This is a genomic window from Faecalibacterium sp. Marseille-P9590, from assembly GCF_017377665.1.
GTDB lineage: Bacteria > Bacillota > Clostridia > Oscillospirales > Ruminococcaceae > Faecalibacterium.
The window spans coordinates 258,988-278,920 of sequence record NZ_JAFREF010000001.1 but is presented as its reverse complement, the minus strand read 5'-3'; the positions used below and the strand labels follow the sequence as shown (position 1 = coordinate 278,920).

The 19,933-nt window shown below is 59.0% G+C and carries 21 protein-coding genes and 1 tRNA gene; 16 read left to right on the top strand and 6 right to left on the bottom strand.

The window, feature by feature from the left end:
- Positions 1-99 precede the first annotated feature (99 nt).
- Both J3349_RS01390 and J3349_RS01385 read right to left on the bottom strand, forming a co-directional pair.
- On the bottom strand, positions 100-1,332 hold the full coding sequence (locus tag J3349_RS01390) for a 6-phosphofructokinase (RefSeq protein ID WP_207676195.1): 1,233 nt from the start codon (positions 1,330-1,332) through the stop codon (positions 100-102).
- Between the two features lie 93 nt (positions 1,333-1,425).
- Positions 1,426-2,649, bottom strand: a complete 1,224-nt coding sequence (locus J3349_RS01385) for a 6-phosphofructokinase (protein WP_158394645.1) — start codon at positions 2,647-2,649, stop codon at positions 1,426-1,428.
- 372 nt (positions 2,650-3,021) lie between these two features.
- Between J3349_RS01385 and J3349_RS01380 the strand changes: the two genes are divergently transcribed.
- Complete coding sequence (locus J3349_RS01380) at positions 3,022-4,041, top strand: GDSL-type esterase/lipase family protein (protein ID WP_207676194.1); 1,020 nt, start codon at positions 3,022-3,024, stop codon at positions 4,039-4,041.
- A 147-nt stretch (positions 4,042-4,188) separates the two neighbouring features.
- On the opposite strand, the gene typA is transcribed toward J3349_RS01380, so the two are convergent.
- A complete protein-coding gene (typA, locus tag J3349_RS01375) occupies positions 4,189-6,012 on the bottom strand; it encodes a translational GTPase TypA (protein WP_158401701.1) in 1,824 nt (607 codons plus the stop codon).
- A gap of 214 nt (positions 6,013-6,226) precedes the next feature.
- Between typA and J3349_RS01370 the strand changes: the two genes are divergently transcribed.
- The 5 genes from J3349_RS01370 (at position 6,227) to J3349_RS01350 (ending at position 11,378) form a co-directional block, all read left to right on the top strand.
- Positions 6,227-7,834, top strand: coding sequence for an MBL fold metallo-hydrolase (locus J3349_RS01370; protein WP_207676193.1), 1,608 nt, complete (start codon positions 6,227-6,229; stop codon positions 7,832-7,834).
- Positions 7,835-8,200: 366 nt separating this feature from the next.
- Positions 8,201-9,658 carry a hypothetical protein gene (locus J3349_RS14135; RefSeq protein ID WP_278251782.1) on the top strand — a complete coding sequence of 486 codons (1,458 nt, stop codon included), beginning with the start codon at positions 8,201-8,203 and terminating at the stop codon, positions 9,656-9,658.
- 12 nt (positions 9,659-9,670) lie between these two features.
- The gene (locus J3349_RS01360) at positions 9,671-10,861 is read left to right on the top strand and encodes a kelch repeat-containing protein (protein ID WP_207676192.1); all 1,191 of its coding nucleotides are present in this window, start codon (positions 9,671-9,673) and stop codon (positions 10,859-10,861) included.
- A 17-nt stretch (positions 10,862-10,878) separates the two neighbouring features.
- The gene (locus J3349_RS01355; RefSeq protein WP_207676191.1) at positions 10,879-11,229 is read left to right on the top strand and encodes a hypothetical protein; all 351 of its coding nucleotides are present in this window, start codon (positions 10,879-10,881) and stop codon (positions 11,227-11,229) included.
- 17 nt (positions 11,230-11,246) lie between these two features.
- A complete protein-coding gene (locus J3349_RS01350) occupies positions 11,247-11,378 on the top strand; it encodes an XkdX family protein (protein WP_207676190.1) in 132 nt (43 codons plus the stop codon).
- Between the two features lie 45 nt (positions 11,379-11,423).
- Here J3349_RS01350 and J3349_RS01345 read toward each other — a convergent pair whose 3' ends face one another.
- Entirely contained in the window at positions 11,424-11,687 is a 264-nt protein-coding gene (locus tag J3349_RS01345) for a Txe/YoeB family addiction module toxin (RefSeq protein ID WP_207676189.1), read from the bottom strand.
- Complete coding sequence (locus J3349_RS01340) at positions 11,680-11,937, bottom strand: type II toxin-antitoxin system RelB/DinJ family antitoxin (protein ID WP_207676188.1); 258 nt, start codon at positions 11,935-11,937, stop codon at positions 11,680-11,682. The genes J3349_RS01345 and J3349_RS01340 overlap by 8 nt, the downstream gene beginning before the upstream one ends.
- Positions 11,938-12,019: 82 nt before the next feature.
- Between J3349_RS01340 and J3349_RS01335 the strand changes: the two genes are divergently transcribed.
- Genes J3349_RS01335 through J3349_RS01325 form a run of 3 tightly spaced genes read left to right on the top strand, consistent with a single transcriptional unit; the run spans position 12,020 to position 12,957 of the window.
- The gene (locus tag J3349_RS01335) at positions 12,020-12,439 is read left to right on the top strand and encodes a D-Ala-D-Ala carboxypeptidase family metallohydrolase (RefSeq protein ID WP_207676367.1); all 420 of its coding nucleotides are present in this window, start codon (positions 12,020-12,022) and stop codon (positions 12,437-12,439) included.
- A gap of 5 nt (positions 12,440-12,444) precedes the next feature.
- On the top strand, positions 12,445-12,678 hold the full coding sequence (locus J3349_RS01330) for a hypothetical protein (protein ID WP_207676187.1): 234 nt from the start codon (positions 12,445-12,447) through the stop codon (positions 12,676-12,678).
- Between the two features lie 3 nt (positions 12,679-12,681).
- A complete protein-coding gene (locus J3349_RS01325; protein WP_207676186.1) occupies positions 12,682-12,957 on the top strand; it encodes a phage holin in 276 nt (91 codons plus the stop codon).
- A gap of 130 nt (positions 12,958-13,087) precedes the next feature.
- Here J3349_RS01325 and J3349_RS01320 read toward each other — a convergent pair.
- Positions 13,088-13,162: transfer RNA gene (locus J3349_RS01320), tRNA-Gly, on the bottom strand.
- Between the two features lie 213 nt (positions 13,163-13,375).
- Between J3349_RS01320 and pyrH the strand changes: the two genes are divergently transcribed.
- The 7 genes from pyrH (at position 13,376) to ispG (ending at position 19,887) form a co-directional block, all read left to right on the top strand.
- A complete protein-coding gene (gene pyrH / locus J3349_RS01315) occupies positions 13,376-14,086 on the top strand; it encodes a UMP kinase (RefSeq protein WP_158394635.1) in 711 nt (236 codons plus the stop codon).
- Between the two features lie 86 nt (positions 14,087-14,172).
- The gene (gene frr / locus J3349_RS01310) at positions 14,173-14,727 is read left to right on the top strand and encodes a ribosome recycling factor (RefSeq protein WP_207676184.1); all 555 of its coding nucleotides are present in this window, start codon (positions 14,173-14,175) and stop codon (positions 14,725-14,727) included.
- A gap of 84 nt (positions 14,728-14,811) precedes the next feature.
- Positions 14,812-15,525 carry a polyprenyl diphosphate synthase gene (gene uppS, locus J3349_RS01305; RefSeq protein ID WP_158394634.1) on the top strand — a complete coding sequence of 238 codons (714 nt, stop codon included), beginning with the start codon at positions 14,812-14,814 and terminating at the stop codon, positions 15,523-15,525.
- Between the two features lie 140 nt (positions 15,526-15,665).
- Complete coding sequence (locus tag J3349_RS01300; RefSeq protein WP_158394633.1) at positions 15,666-16,526, top strand: phosphatidate cytidylyltransferase; 861 nt, start codon at positions 15,666-15,668, stop codon at positions 16,524-16,526.
- 23 nt (positions 16,527-16,549) lie between these two features.
- Positions 16,550-17,701 carry a 1-deoxy-D-xylulose-5-phosphate reductoisomerase gene (dxr, locus tag J3349_RS01295; RefSeq protein WP_207676182.1) on the top strand — a complete coding sequence of 384 codons (1,152 nt, stop codon included), beginning with the start codon at positions 16,550-16,552 and terminating at the stop codon, positions 17,699-17,701.
- A 13-nt stretch (positions 17,702-17,714) separates the two neighbouring features.
- Positions 17,715-18,827: a site-2 protease family protein gene (locus J3349_RS01290; protein WP_207676181.1), complete on the top strand. Its 1,113-nt coding sequence runs from the start codon at positions 17,715-17,717 to the stop codon at positions 18,825-18,827.
- A 13-nt stretch (positions 18,828-18,840) separates the two neighbouring features.
- Entirely contained in the window at positions 18,841-19,887 is a 1,047-nt protein-coding gene (gene ispG, locus J3349_RS01285) for a flavodoxin-dependent (E)-4-hydroxy-3-methylbut-2-enyl-diphosphate synthase (protein WP_158394630.1), read from the top strand.
- The last annotated feature ends 46 nt before the right edge of the window (positions 19,888-19,933 follow it).

Below are 19,933 nucleotides of genomic sequence, written 5' to 3'. Positions count from 1 at the left end.
CGGGTAAAATACAAGTGAAATCAAAGCTTTTTCCGTACAAAAATGCGCCCCTGCACACAGGGTGCAGGGGCGCGGAGGTACGTTTGCGAAACAGAACGCTTACTTCTGGGGCTTCATGTAGATGTGGTGAGGCAGACCGGCGATGTAGAGCGGGGTCAGCTCAGCCTGGATGAGGGGCCGTGCGTAAGCGAGGAAATCTTCGGTCATCTGGGTATGATTCTCGTTCATCCAGCTCAGCGGCACCTTCTTCTCGAGATTTGCGACCTCGCTGATGGGGTGCAGCTCAGTGGTACACTGATAGGGGCTGTTGGAGATGCGCTTCAGGGCCACCATCTGGCCGGTGACGCCCTCAAACGCAGCCTTGACAGCAGCACCGCCGACCTGATAGGCCTCGGTGATGTCGGTGCGGCTGGTCAGGTGGCCGGCGCAGCGCTGCAGGGTGGAAAGCTCAATGCAGCGGGTCTTGGTGTCCAGATTGCGGGCTACGACGTTGGCCAGATAGCGGGCGGTGCCGGTCAGGGCCTTGTGGCCGAAAGCGTCCACTGCGTGGACATCGTCGGCCAGCTCACAGACATAGCGGCCATCCTCGAGCTTGACGCCCTCAGACACCGCGATGACGATGCTGGGCTTCTTCTCCTGCATCACGCGCACCTTCTCGATGAAGTGCTCCACATTGAAGGGGACTTCGGGCAGGCAGATCATGTCCACGCCCTCGCAGTCGTCGCTCTTGGCCAGTGCGGCGGCGGCGGTCAGCCAGCCGGCGTTGCGGCCCATGATCTCGACGACGGTGACGTACTTGGTGCCATAGACAGTGGCGTCGCGGATGATCTCCTTCATCACCACGCCGATGTACTTGGCCGCAGAGCCGTAGCCGGGGGTGTGGTCGGTGACCATCAGATCGTTGTCGATGGTCTTAGGCACGCCCATGAAGCGGATGTCGCTCTGGATGCACTCGCCGTACTCAGCCAGCTTGCCGATGGTGTCCATCGAGTCGTTGCCGCCGATGTAGAAGAAGTAGCCGATGTCCAGCTTTTCGAGGATGGCGAAGAGCTTCTTGTACACGGCCTCGTCGGTGTGCCAGTCGGGCAGCTTGTAGCGGCAGCTGCCGAGGAAGCTGGAGGGGGTGCGCTTGAGCAGCTCGATGTCGAGGTCATCGGTCAGCAGGGTGGACAGGTCCACGACCCGCTCCTCCAGCAGACCGGCGACGCCGTTGCACATACCGTAGACGATGCCCGCGCCGCGGCTCTTGCAGCTCTCGAACACACCAGCCAGACTTGCGTTGATGACAGAGGTGGGGCCGCCGGATTGGCCAACGATTGCATTTTTACCCATGATGATTTCTCCTTTTTTGTTTTTCTGTTTCGGCTTTATAAAATCGTGCAGGAGCACGAAAACAGACGCGGGGAAGGGGAGAAGCGAGTTTCCTTACAGGCAGATGTGGCGGGGTGTACCGTTGACGTAGACAGGGGTGACCTCGTCGAGGATGAGCGGGCGGGCGTATTCCTCGAACGCCGCCGTCACCTGCATCCCGTCGGGGGTGATCCAGTCCAGCGGCACCTTCTTTTCGAGGTTTGCCACCTGCTGGACGTCCACCGCTTCGGTGATGCACTGGTAAGGATACTCGGAAACGCGCTTGAGCGCGATCATTTTGCCCGTCTCACCGGCAAAGGCTGCGGCTGCCGCTGCGCCGCCCACGGCGTAGGCCTCGCTGACATCGGTGCGGCTGGCCAGATGGCTGGCGCAGCGCTGCAGTGTCGAGAACTCGATGGCGCGGCTCTTGCAGTTCAGCTTGTCGTGGATGAGGTCGGACAGATAGCGGCTGGTGCCGCTGAGGATGGCTTTGTGGCCGAAGGCGTCCAGCTGGCCTGCCGTGGACACGAGGTCGCACAGATAGGTGCCGTCGGCGGTCTTGACACCCTCGCTGGCCGCGATGATGACGTTGGACTTCACCCGCTGCAGCTCATCCACTCTGGCGAGGAACTTGTCCTGGTCAAAGGGGACTTCCGGCAGAAGGATGAGGTCGGGGCCGTCGCTGTCGTCGCCGCCTGCGAGGCAGGCCGCACCGGCCAGCCATCCGGCGTGACGGCCCATGATCTCGGCCACAGTCACGCTGCGGATGTCGTAGACGGAGGAGTCACGGATGACTTCCTTGAGGATGGTGGCGATGTACTTGGCCGCAGAGCCGTAGCCGGGGGTGTGGTCGGTGAGGCAGAGGTCATTATCGATGGTCTTGGGTACACCGATAAAACGCACCGCACTGCCTACCTGTGCGCCGTAGCGGCTGAGCTTGGCGATGGTGTCCATCGAGTCGTTGCCGCCGATGTAGAACACCGCGCAGATGTCGTACTTGTCAAACAGGGTGAACAGCTTGACGTAGGGCGTGGAGTCCGCCTCCGGCTCGGGGAGCTTGTAGCGACAGCTGCCCAGATAGCTGGACGGCGTGCGCTTGAGCAGCTCGATGCTGAGCCGGTCGTCCAGCAGGACGTTCAGCTCCACGAGTTCCTCTTTCAGCAGTCCCTCGATGCCGTATTTCATGCCGTAGACCTTGTCTGCGCCCAGACTGCAGGCGGCTTTATAGACGCCTGCGAGACTGGAATTGATGACGGCGGTAGGACCGCCGCTCTGGCCGATGATGACATTCTTGGCCATGAGAACCTCCTTGTACCATTTACCGATAAATTGGACTTCCTGTGCGCCGCAGCACCGCTCCGCGCTGTCCCCATTTCGCGGTCCGTACACCCTGCACAGTGTACAGACGTGGGAACAACCAACAATCGATGACTGCAACTCGCACAAAAATTCTGGCAGGTCGTGCAAGCACTTCGAGAAATGTGTGCAAAAACCTGCTCTTCTTCTATTGTAACTGTTTTGCCTGTTGTATGCAAGCCCTAATTGGTTGCAGAGGCAAAAAAATTATGATAAAATAGGTGCTGCACAGCTCTGCCGGGCCGGAAAGCGGGGATAACCCGCCGACGCCCGGGCAGACTAAGAGCAGAACCAAACGAAAGCGGGAACACCTTTATGGGCATTTCACACGATTATCATAGCACGGGCAGGAGCCGCAGAGGCGGTCCCGGCGGAGTCATCCGGTTTGCGGGGGCCGTGGCCGGCATCCTGCTGGTGAGCTTCGCCATCACGGCCATCCTCGAGCATGGACAGGCACAGCCCGAAGAGCTGCCCACCGTGACGGCCAACGGCACGGCGCAGAACATTCTGGCCCCGCTGCCCATGCAGGGCGCGGCGGACAGCACCACCGACAGCGCCGTCAGCGGCGAGGAGAACGCAGCGGCAGACGGCACGCCCGCCGTGACCCTCGAGCAGTTCGGCCCGGCCCGTCAGACGGCGGGAGCCTACAGCGTCAAAGCCTACGACAGCAGCGTCATCCGCCAGCCCGCCAGCGGCCAGGTCGATTTGAGCTACTTCTCCGATGCCGCCTTTCTCGGTGACAGCCTGACGGTGGGCTTCTCCGACTATAAGATCAACCTCGGCGGAGCACTCATCTGCGGCTACACCGGCGTCGGTCCGGACGCCATCGTCAACCGCAGCGCCGTCAAGAGCAGTGTGCGGGGCGAGGAAATCGCGCTGGACGTGCTGGCCGCTGCTCAGCCCAAGAAGCTGTATATCCTTCTGGGTACCAACACCCTGACCACCGTGGGTGCGGCAGACCGCTTCCTCGCTTACTACGGCCAGATGCTGGATGTGCTGCGCCAGACGCTGGGGGAGGACTGCGTCATCTATGTTGAGTCCATCCCGCCCGTCCGCCCCGAGGCCGCAGCGGAAAAGCCGGGCCTTGCCTCGGACATCATCCGCTCGGTGAACGAGCAGCTGGCCCTGCTGGCCGCAGATAAGGGCTGTGTCTACCTCGATTTGTGGGAGACGCTGGCCGACGGCGAGGGTAACCTGAAAGAGGTGCTGGCTGCGCCAGACGGCGTCCACTTCTCGGCGGGCAACGGCTACGGCGCGTGGGTCACTTACCTGCGCAACCACGCCAAGTATTCTGCCGATAATGCATGGACACCCGGCAGTGCCTACGCAGGCTGAGCGCAAAACCAAAAAGAACAAAAGCATCCGTGATGCCCTGCCCCGGGAGGGGGAGAGAAACATCACGGATGCTTTTTTGCAGCAAAAATCCCGCCCCCTGTACCAGTGATACGGAGGACGGGACATTTTGCATTTTATGAGGAAGGCTTACTTCATCTTGCTCTTGGCCTTCATGCGCTGCTCGTGGTTGAGGATCTGCTTGCGGATGCGCAGGTTCTCGGGAGTGACCTCCAGCAGCTCGTCCTGAGCAAGGAACTCGAGGCAGCCCTCGAGGCTCAGCTTGCTGATGGGGATGAGGCGCAGAGCGTCGTCAGAGCCGGAAGCACGGGTATTGGTCAGGTGCTTGGTCTTGCAGACGTTGACATCGACGTCCTCGCCGGAAGCGGTGTAGCCGATGACCATGCCCTCGTAGACCTTCTCGCCGGCGCCCACCAGCAGAGTGCCGCGCTGCTGAGCGTTGAACAGGCCGTAGGTGACGGCCTCGCCGGTCTCAAAGCTGACCAGAGAACCGGTGGAGCGGTTGGCGATCATGCCAGCCCAGACGTCATAGCCGTCGAAGATCTGGTTGATGATGCCTTCGCCGTGGGTATCGGTCAGGAACTGGTTGCGGTAGCCGAACAGGCCGCGGCTGGGCATACGGAACTCCAGACGCACACGGTCGGAACCCAGAGACTCCATCTGCTGCAGGATGGCTTTGCGCTGGCCCAGACCGGTCATGACAGCACCCTGATACTGAGTGGGGACGTCGATGACGACGTGCTCCATAGGCTCGTAGGTCTTGCCGTCGATGACCTTGGTCAGAACGTGCGGGGGAGAGACCTGCAGCTCATAGCCTTCGCGGCGCATGGTCTCGATGAGGATGGACAGATGCATCTCACCACGGCCCATGACACGGAAGGAATCGGTGGTGGCGGAATCCTCCACCTTCAGAGCGACGTCCTTCAGCAGCTCTTTCTGCAGACGGTCACGGATCTGGCGGCTGGTGACATACTTGCCCTCACGGCCGGCCAGCGGGCTGTCGTTGACGGAGAAGGTCATCTCGACGGTGGGGTCGTTGATCTTCACGAAGGGCAGCGGCTCGATATTGGAGGGGCTGCACAGGGTGTTGCCGATGGTGACGTCGGGCAGACCAGAGAAAGCCACGATGTCGCCTGCGGTGATGTTGTCGCAGGGCTGACGGCCATTGGCCTGGAAGTCATACAGCTTGGTCAGACGGCCGCGCATCTTGAGGTCGGGGTTGTGCCAGTCGCACACGACCACTTCCTCGCCCACCTTGGCGACGCCGTTCTGGATGCGGCCGATGCCGATGCGGCCAACGAACTCGTTGTAGTCCACAGAGGACACCAGCATCTGGAAGGGAGCCTCGGGGTCGCCCTCGGGCGGCTTGATGGTGCTCAGCAGGGTGTCGAACAGGGGGACCAGGTCAGTGCCGGGTACATCGGGGTCAAGGCTTGCAGTGCCATCACGGCCACAGCAGAACAGCATGGGGCAGTCCAGCTGCTCGTCGGTAGCACCCAGATCCATCAGCAGGTAGAGGACCTCGTCGATGACTTCCTTGATGCGGGCATCGGGACGGTCGATCTTGTTGATGGCGACAACAAGGCTCAGATTCTGCTGCAGAGCCTTCTGCAGCACGAAACGGGTCTGGGGCATGCAGCCCTCAGCAGCGTCCACCAGCAGCAGAACGCCGTTGACCATCTTCAGCACGCGCTCGACCTCGCCGCCGAAGTCGGCGTGGCCCGGGGTATCGACGATATTGATCTTGACGCCCTTGTAGGTGCAGGAGCAGTTCTTGGCCAGAATGGTGATGCCGCGCTCACGCTCGATGTCACCGCTGTCCATGACACGCTCTGCCACAGCCTGATTGTCGCGGAAAGCGCCGCTCTGGCGCAGCAGGGCGTCCACCAGCGTGGTCTTGCCGTGGTCAACGTGAGCGATGATAGCGACATTGCGCAAATCGTTACGAACCATAAAATACAACCTCTCTATTTTGAATCTCAGTAGAAGTTACGTCATACGATTTAAGTTTATATCATCCGGGGGTGGTTTGTCAAGATTGTATAAAAATTTTTTGATGGATTCGGCGTTTTGCCCGAGAATCGGCTATCGATTTGGGCGGCATTACAGCGCGAAACGTGATATACTTAATGTACCAAAGTTGGATAATCTCGTTGGAGGTGTGTCTATGAAACTGACGTTTTTGGGTGCCAACCACGAAGTGACCGGCAGCTGTACCCTCTTGGAAGCGGCGGGACAGCGCTACCTCATCGATTGTGGTATGGAACAGGGCAAGGATGTCTATGAGAACCAACCCATCCCCGTTGCGCCGGGCGAGATCGACGGCGTGCTGGCCACCCATGCCCATATCGACCACACGGGCCTTCTGCCTCTTCTGGTGCGCAACGGCTTCCGGGGCAGGATCTATGCCACCAGGCCCACGGCAGAACTGTGCAGTATCATGCTGCGCGACTCGGCGCACATCCAGGAATTCGAAGCCGAGTGGAAGAACCGCAAAGGCCAGCGCTCCGGTGCAGAGCCTGTGGAACCCATGTACACCATTCAGGACGCCGAGGCAGCCATCGCGCTGTTCCGGGGCTATGATTACAATAAAGAGATCGAGCTTGCGCCCGGCATCGTCATCCGCTTTGTGGATGTGGGCCATCTGCTGGGCTCGTCCAGCATCGAGATATGGGTGACGGAGAACGGCGCGACCACAAAGCTGGTCTTCTCCGGCGACATCGGCAACCACGACCAGCCTATCATCAAAGACCCCACGTATCTGAAAGACGCAGATTATGTCTTTATGGAGTCCACCTACGGTGACCGCAGCCACGGCCCGCGGCCCGACTATGTGGCAGAGCTGGCGAAGATCCTGCAGCGCACCTTCGATCGCGGCGGCAATGTGGTCATCCCGAGCTTTGCAGTGGGCCGCACTCAGGAACTGCTCTACTTCATCCGCGAGATAAAGGAAAAGAATCTGGTCACCGGCCACGGCTGTTTCCCGGTGTACATCGACAGCCCGCTGGCCATCGAGGCCACCCGTATCTTCAAGGACACCGACTCCTCCTGCTTTGATGAAGAGACCAACGCCCTGCTGGCAAAGGGCATCGACCCCATCCAGTTCCCGGGCCTGAAGGTCAGCGTCACCAGCGATGAGTCCCGTGCCATCAACACTGACCCTGTGCCGAAGGTCATCATCTCGGCCAGCGGCATGTGCGAAGCGGGCCGTATCCGCCACCACCTCAAGCATAACCTCTGGAGGAAGGAATGCACTGTCCTCTTTGTGGGCTATCAGGCCGTGAACACGCTGGGCCGCTCTCTGCTGGAGGGTGCGGACAACGTGAAGCTCTTCGGCGAATCCATCGAGGTGCAGGCGGAGATCTGCCAGCTCACCGGCCTTTCGGGCCACGCCGACAGGGAGGGCCTGCTGAAGTGGGTCAACTCCTTTGAGCCGAAGCCCAAGCGGGTGTTCATCATCCACGGCGAGGATGAGGTGGAGAACATCTTTGCCCAGACCCTCACTGAGCAGGGCTTCAACGCCTGCGCACCTTATAATGGTGAGCAGTGGGCCATCGGTGCCGAGGGCGCAGTCTGCCTGAAGGAAGGCACCCGTATCCGCATCGAGCACCACGTCAGCGAGGGTGCAGCCCGTGCAGCTACCGTCTTCCAGCGCCTGCTCAATGCCGGCAAGCGTTTGCTGCGAGTCATCGAGCACAACGAGGGCGGTGCCAACAAGGACCTCGCCAAGTTCGCCGACCAGATCAACGCTCTCTGTGACAAGTGGGACAGATGAGGCAAACATCCCGGCGGCATAGCTGCTCCGAAAACATCGTTCTGAAATAAAATGATGGAAAACCGACCCGAGTTCGTGTATCCTCACACGGCTTGGGTCGGTTCTTTTTTTGCGTCCAAAAGAGGAAAATACAGTTTTTTGTGCGCTTTTGCACAAGTTTCCGACTATTTCATGAGAATCGTTGACTTTGAATGTGCAAAATGCTACCATATGGCACAAGAAAAGGCAGAGATGACGAAATAAAGTTGTTTCATGGGCGCAGAGGCCGGCATCTGTGCTGGAAACGGCTCGAAGTTTTTGTCTGCGTGCGGATGGTATCGGCAGAAGCCTCCGCACAGGAAATGACTGCCGAAAAAGGAGGTCTCAATGATAGAATACAAGCTTTCTCTTGCATCGTCCGGCGCGGTAAAAGCACCGGGTTATGAGGATATGCTGCGGTTTGGCTACAACAAGAACTGCGGCGTCTATCGGCTGAGGGTGGCTGCCGCCGACGAGTGGAAGGGGATGAAGCTCCGGGTGTTCTGGCATACGCCGGAGGGTGACCCGCCTGCATCACTGGTAGAGAACGGTGTGGTGGAGGTGCCTGCCTTCGTCACGGCTGTGTCCGGCGAGGGCCGCATCACCTTCGAAGGCTCCGACGGCACCCGGACCATCACCAGCGCCGATATGCGTTACCGCGTGGCGGCAAATTCCGGCACCGAAGACGGTACTATGCCGCCGCTGGGTACGCCTGCGTGGCAGCAGCTGGTGGGCCGGGTGGAAGAAGTCGGTGCAGACGCCCGGAAAAGTGCCGAACAGGCCCGGAAGTCGATGAAACAGGCCGAAAGTGAAAAAAGCGCAGCGGCCGGTAGTGCTGCAGCGGCGGCGAAAAAACTGAAAGAGCTTCAGGATGGCATCGCTGCGGGAGATTTCAAGGGCGAAAAGGGTGATACAGGCGCGAGAGGTCCGCAGGGAAATGCCGGACCTCAGGGGCCTAAAGGCGAAAAAGGCGACGTCGGCCCGACAGGCCCCACTGGTGCAACAGGTCCACAAGGTCCAAAGGGCGAGACTGGCCCGCAGGGTCCGAAGGGCGACAAAGGCGACACCGGTCCACAGGGTCCTGTAGGCGCGACCGGCCCTCAGGGACCGAAAGGCGAGACAGGCCCGGCGGGCAAAGAAACGAAGGTGGATTCCACCCTCAAAGTCTCCGGCGCGGCGGCCGATGCCAAAGCCACCGGCGACGCGCTGGCGGGTAAAGCTGCCGCCAGCCATACCCACAACTACGCTGGTTCGTCCAGCGCGGGCGGTGTGGCAAACTCAGCCAACAAACTGAACAAGAACGCGGGTTCTGCTACGCAGGGAGTATACTTCAAGGATGGTGTGCCGGTCGCTATGACCTACACGCTGGGCAAGAGTGTGCCTGCGGATGCAAAGTTCACGGACACCAACACCTGGCGCGGGGTGCAGGACAACCTGACCAGCACGGCCACCGACCAGAGTCTGAGCGCAAATCAGGGCAAGGTGCTGAAAGGCCTCGTGGACGGCAAGGCGGCGTCCAGCCACACCCACGATGACCGGTATTACACCGAGAGTGAGATGAACACCAAGCTGAATGGGAAGGCGAACGCAAACCACACCCATGATGACCGGTATTACACCGAAAGCGAGATGAATACCAAACTCAACGGCAAAGCCAACAGTTCCCACACCCACAACTATGCCGGGTCTTCGAGTGCGGGCGGCACGGCCAACTCGGTCAATGGCCTGACTTTCGCCGCCCAGACCACCGACCCGGGGGCGGGAAGCGCATTGACCACCAACAAGGTGCTCATCGTGTACGTGTAAAGGAGGCCGGATATGGCAAAAGCAGTTTATGTGGGCGTTGGCAGCAAAGCCCGCAAGATGAAGAAAGCCTACATCGGCATCGGCGGTAAGGCCCGCAAGGTCAAGAAGATGTACATCGGTGTCGGAGGCAAGGCGAGGCTGTGCTATAGTGCAGAGGCTGACAAATTTGGAACTGCGACACCGCTGAGTAAATACAGAATCTTCCTTGCCGGAACGACAGTTGGCGGATATGCCCTGTTCGGAGGCGGCGGTTATGATAGCGACGCCCGAAAAGGCGAGGCCATAATGGACGCATACAACGCATCTCTCACCCGGACGACCGCAGCTTCTTTGAGCGTGGCAAGGCAAGGATTGACGGCGATAACGCTGGGGAATCACGCACTATTCGTCGGTGGACGAAGCGAAGACACGTCCTTTGGTACGGTGGATGTCTACGATGCATCTCTTACCCGGACGACCGCTACAGAGCTGAGTATTGACCGATATGACAGCGCCGCAGCAGTTGTAGGTTCCTATGCGCTTTTTGCTGGCGGCAGAAGGCATAATGGCTTATTTGCAATCTCGCAGTCCGCCGTAGATGCATACAACACGTCTCTCACCCGGACGACTGCAACTCCGCTGCCCAGTAATGTATACGCCTGTGCAGGAGGCACAGTCGGAGGTTATGCAGTGTTTAGCGGCGGCAGCAGCATGAACTCGGATTCGACTCTTGTTGAAGCCATTGGGGCTATGGAGATAGTGCGCGCATATGATTCGTCTCTTACGTCCAGTAAGGCCGCGCCCTTGAGTTGCCCCAGAGCAGTCCATTCCGCCGCAACCATCGGGAATCATCTTCTTTTTGCAGGAGGATACAACAGCACTACGGGAAAATACCTCTCCACAGTAGAATCGTACGACGCCTCGCTGACCCGAAGCACTGCCGTCGAATTGAGCAGCGCAAAGACCGCCCTGGCCTCGGCCACAGTGGGCGAATACGCAATGTTTGCAGGTGGCTATAAAGGCAACAGCGATGCAGCCTATGTGGCGACGGTGGATGCATACAACACCGCGTTAACCAAGACGACTATGCCAGACTTGAGTGTCGGACGGCATGGCCTTGCATCTGCTGTAATTGGAGATTATGCGCTGTTCGCAGGCGGTATCTCAAAAATCAGTAGCACGATAGACAAATATCAGGATGTCGTCGATGTCTATTCGGCGTAATGAAAGGAGAAATCAAAATGGCACGATACAAAATTTACGACAACAAATCGGACGTCATCACCCCGGTGGGCGAGAAGCTTACCGCTGAGCAGTGGCTGGATCGTTACCAGTGGGGCCGCTACACCAAGATGATCGTGGGCGGCGGCATCATCAACGGCAGCGTCGCGCTGGTCTTCGACGACGAGGTGGAGCGTTACCGCAAGGCGGGCTGCGATTTCAGTGCCTGCACCACTGACGAGGACTATCTGGCCGCCATCGAGGCGTTCGAGGATAACCCGCCCATGGCAGACGCCGGCGTCTCCGACCAGACCCGCATTGCGGACGCTCTGGAAGACATGGTGGCGCTGAGCCTGCCAGACGCAGAATGAGAAAGGAGAACGAAGTTATGAGCAACAAGGAAAAACTGACCGAGCGCTGGACGCAGGGCCGCATCTCTGAGGCGATGCTGCGGGTGTATGTCCGCAAGGGCATTATCTCGAAGGCGGATTTCGAGGAGATCTGCGGGAAGAAGTACTAAACAAAAAGCAGCCGCTCGAATGAGTGGCTGCTCCGGAAATGAAAATTATTTATCTCTGTAGTGGGAACCGCACTGGACGATTTTGACTACATTTCCATCAATTCGGTAAACGATACGGTTTGCATCGTCGATACGGCGGCTCCAATAGCTGGACAAGTCTCCGCTGAGGCGCTCGGGCTTGCCGATGCCTTCATAACTGTTTCGGTCAATGTCCTTCAGGAGCTGCAGGATGCGCTTGAGCACCTTGCGGTCCTGCGTTGTCCAGTATTCAAAATCTTCCCATGCTTCCTCTGTCCACGCCTTAATCATCCAAATCGACCTCGTGGATGGTGCCGCCGGTCGCTTCCATCTCCGCGATGGACTTACGCAGACGAGCCTGGTTCTGCTCAGAGTAGAACGGGTCCACCGAAAGCTCGAAAGGCAGGCGCTGTTCACGGGTCATCTTCTTGGCCAACATGGTGACAGCAGTGGACATGGACATCCCAAGTTCATTGCAGATGTGGTCGAAATTGTTTTTCAAATCATTATCCATACGGATGCTGACAGTGGTCTGTGCCATAGTATCACGCTCCTTCTGAATACAATGTAGCACATATGCGATACAATGTCAATCAACAAAGCAAAAAGAAAGGATGAAGAAATTGGCAATCAGAGAATATTCCATGACCCGCGACTCCACCCGGCAGCTCTCGCCCAGCTTCCGCGTCCGCGAGTTCGCCTGCAAGGGCAGCGACGTTGTCCTTATCGACGACGAGCTGGTGGTGCTTCTGCAGTGCATCCGGGAGCACTTCGGCAAACCGGTACATATCACCAGCGGCTACCGCACCGCCGAACACAATGCCGCCGTGGGCGGCAGCAAGAGCAGCCAGCACCTGCTGGGCCGGGCGGCAGACTTCTACGTCGAAGGTGTGCCGGTAGCGACAGTCGCCGCCTATGCGGAGACCTTGCTTCCCGGGCGAGGCGGCATCGGACGGTACCCGAAGGATGCAAAGCATCCCGCCCGCAAGACCGGCTGGGTGCATATCGACACCCGGACGAATAAGTCCAGATGGAAGGGGTGAGACCGATGGAGAATGTTCTCGCAGCGCTTATCACCGGGGCCGTGACTCTCATCGGCGTACTCATCGCCAACAGCCGCAGTCAGGCTGTCACAGACACCAAGCTTGAGGAGTTGACCCGCGAGGTGCGGGCGCACAACAACTTCGCCCAGCGCGTCCCCGTGCTGGAAGAGCAGATGAAGGTGGCAAACCACCGCATCGTCGATTTAGAAGCAAACGAACATACAAGAGAAAGGAATTAAGCTATGAACGCACATATCATTACCAACCCTACCAACCGCACCGTCTCCACCGGTACTCTGACCCGTACCGTAGCGCTGGGCCTCGCCCTGACAAATCAGCTGCTCAGCGCAGCGGGCAAGTCTGTACTGCCCATCGACAACGCCCAGCTCGAGCAGATGATCTCCACCGGCTTCACCGTCGGTGCAGCACTGGCCGCATGGTGGAAGAACAACAGCTTCACCCCTGAGGCCATCGAGGCGGATGCATTTATGGCAAGGATGAAAAAGAGAGTGCGGTGAGAGCTGTATAGTCTAATAATGCCTCCTTCAAAATTTTTTCGAAGGGGGCATTATTATATGGTATGGAAAAGAAATGAGGTAATGAAGCAAGAAAACCGCCTGGATTCTGACGAATCTAGGCGGTTTTTTGTGGAGCGGGCAATGGGAATCGAACCCACCTCCTCAGCTTGGAAGGCTGATATACTAGCCGATGTACGATGCCCGCATATTCTATTTTGCCGGGATACAAGCAGTATTATAGCATGATTCGCGGCAAATGTCCAGCTTTTTTTGCCCAAAGTGCAGAAGGAGAAGAAACCTTTGCCGATGAGCTGGCGTTTGCCTGTTTACTTTGGAGCAGTTTTATTGTAAAATAGATAAGAGATAAAATCGGCGGCGCACAGCGCGGCCAAATCTGATACAGGTGGTGTATGTTATTATGGCATTGAAATATCAGCGTATCCTTCTGAAGATCAGCGGTGAGGCCCTCGGCGGCGAAAAGGGGACCGGCTTCGACGAGCCGACCATGGACGCGATCTGTGGAGGCGTAAAGAAGGCCCATGAGCTGGGCGTTCAGATCGGCATCGTTGTGGGCGGCGGCAACTTCTGGCGCGGCCGTTCCAGCGGCAAGATGGAGCGTACGCTGGCCGATAAGATCGGTATGCTGGCAACGGTGATGAACGCCCTGGCTGTCTCCGACAAGCTGGAGCAGCTGGGTGTGCCGACCGAGGTGTTCACCTCCATCACCATGCCGCAGGTGGCCCCGGCCTTCACCCGCAAGGAAGCTCTCCACGCAATGGAAGAGGGCAAGATCGCCATCTTCGGCGGCGGTACGGGCAACCCCTTCTTCTCCACCGATACGACCACTGCTCTGCGCGCCGTTGAGGTGAGTGCAGACATCATGTTCAAGGCCACGATGGTGGACGGCGTCTATGACAAGGACCCCCATAAGTACCCCGATGCCAAGAAGTACGAGACCCTTACCTTTACTAAGGTGCTGGAAGACCGTCTGGCTGTTATGGACGGCACTGCCGCCACCCTCTGCCGGGACAACAAGCTCCCCATTCTCGTGTTCGACCTGGCCGACCCCGACAACATCGCCCGCGCTGTGCAGGGTGAGAACGTGGGTACGCTGGTCTACGAGGGCTGAGCATATCGCCCCGCTTCCGACAATAGAATATGCCAGGCGCCTTTTCGCGGCTGGTGAGAATTGATAACAAACAGGAGACAAGGACAATGAGCAGCAACACCAAGGCATTCGAAGACAAGATGAAGAGCGCAGTCGAGCATCTGGAGCGTGAGCTGAAGACCGTGCGCGCAGGCCGTGCCAACCCCGGCGTTCTGGACAAGGTGACCGTGGATTACTATGGTTCGCCCACGCCCATCCAGCAGGTGGCTTCTGTGGCTGTCAGCGAGGCCCGCACCCTGACCATCACCCCGTGGGACCGCACTCTGCTGCGCGCCATCAGCAAGGCCATCCTGGCCAGCGATGTGGGCATCAACCCCATTGATGACGGCCAGACCATCCGTCTGAACTTCCCGGCTCCTACCGAGGAGCGCCGCAAGCAGCTGGCCAAGGAAGTCTCCAAGATGGGCGAGGAGGCAAAGGTGGCAGTCCGCAATGTCCGCCGCGACGCTATGGACAAGGCCAAGGCAATGAAGAAGGCTGGCGAACTGACCGAGGACACCCAGAAGACCATGGAAGAGGACGTCCAGAAGCTGACCGACAAGTACGTGAAGAATATCGACGCTGCTGTGGAAGAAAAGCAGACGGAGATCATGTCCGTCTGATTCTGACTGCAAGCAGGGAGGTGCCGTGCGCTGAAAGAAGGTGCGCGGCACTTTTTGCCAGACTGAAAATAGAGGAATAAGATCATGGAACATCCAAAGGATTTTGCGAAGGGGCTGTCCATCGGCATCATCATGGACGGCAATGGCCGCTGGGCCAAGAGCCGCGGCCTGCCCCGCACCGCCGGCCACAAAAAGGGCGCACAGGTCTTTCAGGACATTGCGAACTACTGCGATGAGCTGGGTGTGGAGTCGGTGTATTTCTACGCATTCTCGACCGAAAACTGGAAGCGTCCCGCCGAAGAAGTGGGTGCTATCATGCGGCTGTTCGGCGAGTACCTCATCAAGGGCTTTGACTACAAGAACCGGAACATCCGCATCTGCTTCATGGGCGACCGCACTGCGCTGGACCCCAAGCTGCAAAAGCTGATGAACGAGCTGGAGACCGACTCGGCTTCCAAGACCGGTCTGACCGTCAACATCGCCGTCAACTACGGTGGACGGCCGGAGATCGTCCGGGCGGCCCAGAGTCTTGCGGCCAAGGTGGCTGCGGGCGAGATGAAGCCCGAGGACATCACGGAAGAGGCTCTTTCGGCCCAAATGTACACCGCCGGCCAGAAAGACCCCGACTTCATCCTTCGCCCCAGCGGAGAAAAGCGGCTCTCCAACTTCATGCTCTGGCAGGCAGCCTACTCGGAGCTGGTGGAGATGGACGTTCTGTGGCCTGATTTCACCCGTGATGACCTCGATGCCGCCATCATGGAGTTCAACCGGCGCTCCCGCCGCTTCGGCGGACTTTGAGCGCAGCAAACGATACGCAAGATGCCGCGCGGCGTGCGCGGCCCCCGGAGAGCGTCCGGTATTTCCTCAGGCGCTGACGCTGCAGACCCTGCCAGAGCAGGGGAGCGGCTCCCGGACGAAACAAAGGAGAACATGAAACTATGAAAACACGAATCATCACAGCCGTGGTGGGCCTGATCGTTCTGGCAGGCGTCCTGTTCACCTTCGATACGCTGGTGTTCAATCTGGTCATCGCGGCCATCACCCTCATCGCCCTGCATGAAATTTACTCTGCGCTGGGTTTTGAAAAGCAGGACTGGCCGCTGCTGGCCGTTCTGGTACCCTACACACTGCTCATCATGCTGTCGAGCTACAGCGTCTGCCGGGCGATGGTGATGCCCGCTTCCTTCCTCGTGGTGCTGTTCTATGCCATCTACCTTGTAGTGCGCAACGGCGTCATCAGCTACCAGAAAGCCAGCGGCCTCGCCATGTTTTCGGGCATCGTGATCTTCTGCTTCTACTCGTTCATCCGGCTCAAGGAGATGCTGCCGGTGGAGGAATATGGCTACGACGCCATCTTCTTCATCCTGCTCATCCTCTGCTTCGCCTGGGGCGGCGATACCTGCGCCTACTTCGCGGGCCGCGCCTTTGGCAAGCATAAGCTCTGCCCGGTGGTCAGCCCCAAAAAGACGGTGGAGGGCGCTGTGGGCGGCGTGCTGGGTACTATGGTATTCGGTGTGCTGGTCACGGTCATCTACTCCATCGCAGCAGACCGGATGGAAGAGTTCACCCGCTCCAATATTGGCGTATCCATGTATGTCATCATTGCGCTGCTGGCCTGTGTGGCTGCGGTGTTGGGCATCTACGGCGACCTGTTCGCCAGCGTGGTCAAGCGCCAGTGCGGCATCAAGGACTACGGCACCATCTTCCCGGGCCACGGCGGCATCCTTGACCGCTTTGACAGCGTGATGTTCATCGCGCCCTTCGTCACGATGGTGGTCATCGCAGCATTCTACGATTAAAATCAGCAGGAGGTAGATTCTTTATGGCTAAGAAAATCACGCTGCTGGGTTCCACCGGCTCCATCGGCACCCAGAGCCTTGACGTCATCCGTGCTCAAGGGTATGAGGTGTTCGGCCTGTCGGCCCACAGCCAGACGGATAAAATTTTGCAGCAGATAGAAGAATTCCACCCGAAATACGTCTGCATGACCAGTGAGGCCGGTGCCGAAAAGCTTTCGGCTGCGCTGGCAGGCCGCGCCGATGCACCCAAGCTCCTGACCGGCCCGGAGGGCCTCAAGACCCTCGCTGCGATGGACGGCCCGGACGTGGTGCTGAACAGCGTGGTGGGCATCGCGGGCCTCGGCGCAAGCCTTGCCGCCATCGAGAGCGGCCATGACCTCGCCCTCGCCAACAAGGAAAGCCTTGTCACCGGCGGCCATCTTGTCACTCAGGCTGTGGCAAAGCACGGCGTCAAACTGCTGCCTGTGGACAGTGAGCACTCGGCCATCTTCCAGTGCCTGCAGGATAAGGAGAGCGCCAAGAGCCTGACCAAAATTCTGCTGACGGCCTCCGGCGGCCCCTTCTTCGGCATGAAGACCAAAGAGCTGCGGGGCAAGACCAAGGCCGATGCCCTCAAGCATCCCAACTGGAACATGGGTGCAAAGATCACCATCGACAGCGCCACTCTGATGAACAAGGGCCTCGAGCTCATTGAGGCTGTGTGGCTGTTCGGTCTGCCTCCGGAGAAAATTCAAATCGTTGTCCAGCGCCAGAGCATCGTTCACTCGGCGGTGCAGTACAGCGACAACTCCATCATCGCCCAGCTGGGTGTGCCGGATATGCGCATCCCCATCCAGTATGCGCTGACCTATCCGGCCCGTGTGCCGGGCGTCGTGCCGGAGCTGGACTTCACCACCCTCAAACTGCTGACCTTCGATGTGGCCGACGAGGAGACTTTCCGCTGCCTCGCCGCCTGCAAGAAGGCCATCAAGAAGGGCGGTCTCGGCCCCTGCGCCGCCAACGGTGCCAACGAGGAGGCCGTCAAGCTCTTCCTTGAGGATAAGATCGGCTTCCTCGACATCGGCCGTCTGGTGGAGGCTGTCGTGGACAGCGACAGCTTCGGCGGCGACTACAGCCTCGCGGATGTGTATGAGTGTGACCGTATGGCCCGTGCATTCGTGAGAGCACATCTGTAATATAGGAGAAATAATGTCAGTTTTCATCACCTTTGCTGCTGCGCTGCTCATCTTCGGCGCGGTCATCGCTATCCACGAGTTCGGCCATTTTGCAGTGGCAAAGCTCTGCGGGGTCCAGGTCAACGAGTTTTCCATTGGCATGGGTCCGACCCTCATCAAGACCTATCGCAAAGGCACGCAGTATACCCTGCGGCTCCTGCCCGTAGGCGGCTTTGTGGCGCTGGAAGGGGAGGAGAGCCCTGAGAGCGAACAGGCCGAGGGTGGAAGCGGGGACGATGACGGCCCGGACATCCCGCCGGAGGTGCTGGCGCAGCGGACAGGCAAGCCGCTGAACGAGGCGGCTGTCTGGCAGCGGATGCTGGTGATGGCGGCAGGCGCGGTGATGAACTTCGTGCTGGGCTTCGTGGTGCTGCTGCTCCTCATCTCACTGCGCAGTGAGCCGATCACCAGCAAAGTCATCTATGCCGTGGAGGACAACGCCCTCTGTGGCCAGACCGGCCTGCAGGCCGGCGACGAGATCGTGGCCGTCAACGGTCGGCACTGCTTCGTGGCCAACGATATGCTCTACGAGCTTATGCGCACCGAGAGCTACCGTGCAGACTTCACCGTCCGCCGGGACGGCAAGCTCGTGGAGCTGCCGGACGTCCAGTTCGACACCTGGCAGGATGAGCAGGGCCAGACCCACATGACACTGGGCTTCACAGTCTACGGCCTTAAAAAAACACCGCAGAACGTCCTGAAAGAGTCGGCCAACAGCGTCATCTACTATGGACGCATCATCTATACTTCGCTGGCCGACCTTCTGCGGGGCCGCGAGAGCATCAACGACCTGTCCGGCCCGGTGGGCATCGTGACCGCCATCGGTCAGGCCGCAAGCTACGGCTGGGAGGATGTGGCTGAGCTGCTGGCGCTCATCACCATCAACCTCGGCGTCCTCAATCTGCTGCCGTTCCCGGCGCTGGACGGCGGCAAGATCGTATTCCTGCTCATCGAGGCAGTCACCGGCCATGCAGTGCCGGAAAAAATCCAGAGCAGTCTGACCGTCGCAGCCTTTGCGCTGCTGTTCGGCCTGATGCTCTTTGCAACGTACAATGACATCGTCCGGCTCGTGACCGGAGCAATTTGAAAGGGGTAAAACCATGCGGCAGCTGAAACGTGAAGTGAAGATCGGCAATGTGACCATCGGCGGCAAGAATCCCATTGCCGTGCAGACCATGCTGAACGTCCCGGTGGAAGACATCGAGGGCAATGTGGCGCAGGCAAAGCGCTGTGAAGCGGCAGGCTGTCAGATTTTGCGCGTGACCTGTCCCAGCGCGGCAGACGCCAAGTGCATCGAGGCCGTCAAGAACGCCGTGAATATCCCCATCGTGGCAGACATCCACTTCGACTACAAGGCTGCCATTGCCTGCGCCGATGTGGGCGTGGATAAGATCCGCATCAACCCGGGCAACATCGGCGACGATGACCGCGTGAAGGCTGTCGTGGATGCCTGCCAGCAGAAAAATATCCCCATCCGCATCGGCGTCAACGGCGGCAGTCTGGAAAAGCACATCCTCGCCAAGTACGGCGCACCTGTGCCGGAAGCGATGGTGGAGAGCGCTCTGTACCATGTCCGCCTGCTGGAAAAGTTCGACTTCAACAACATCGTCATCTCCATCAAAAATTCCAACGTCCCCCGCATGATGGAGGCATACCGCCAGCTCAGCGCTGTGACCGACTACCCGCTCCATGTGGGCGTCACTGAGGCCGGCACTTACCAGATGGGTCTGCTCAAGAGCGGCATGGGCATCGGCGGGATGCTGCTGGAGGGTATCGGCGACACCATTCGTGTCTCGCTGGCTGCTGACCCTGAGAAGGAAGTGGAAGCAGGCTACAATATCCTGCGCGCTGTCGGCTTTCCGGTGGCCGGCCCGGAGGTCATCACCTGCCCGACCTGCGGCCGCACCCAGTACCCCTGCACCGAAATCGCAAATGAGGTGGAGCGGCGGCTTCAGGGCTGCAAAAAGTCCATCAAGGTGGCTGTCATGGGCTGTGTCGTCAACGGCCCCGGCGAGGCCCGTGAGGCTGACATCGGCATTGCCGGCGGAAAGGGCGAGGCAGTGCTGTTCGTCCACGGCAACCCCGTCAAGAAGCTGACGGGGGATAATATCCTCGACCAGTTCATGGAGGAGATCTATAAGCTGTAAGCTCAAGAACAACCTGCTGCCACGCCCTTTTCTAGGGCGCGGCAGT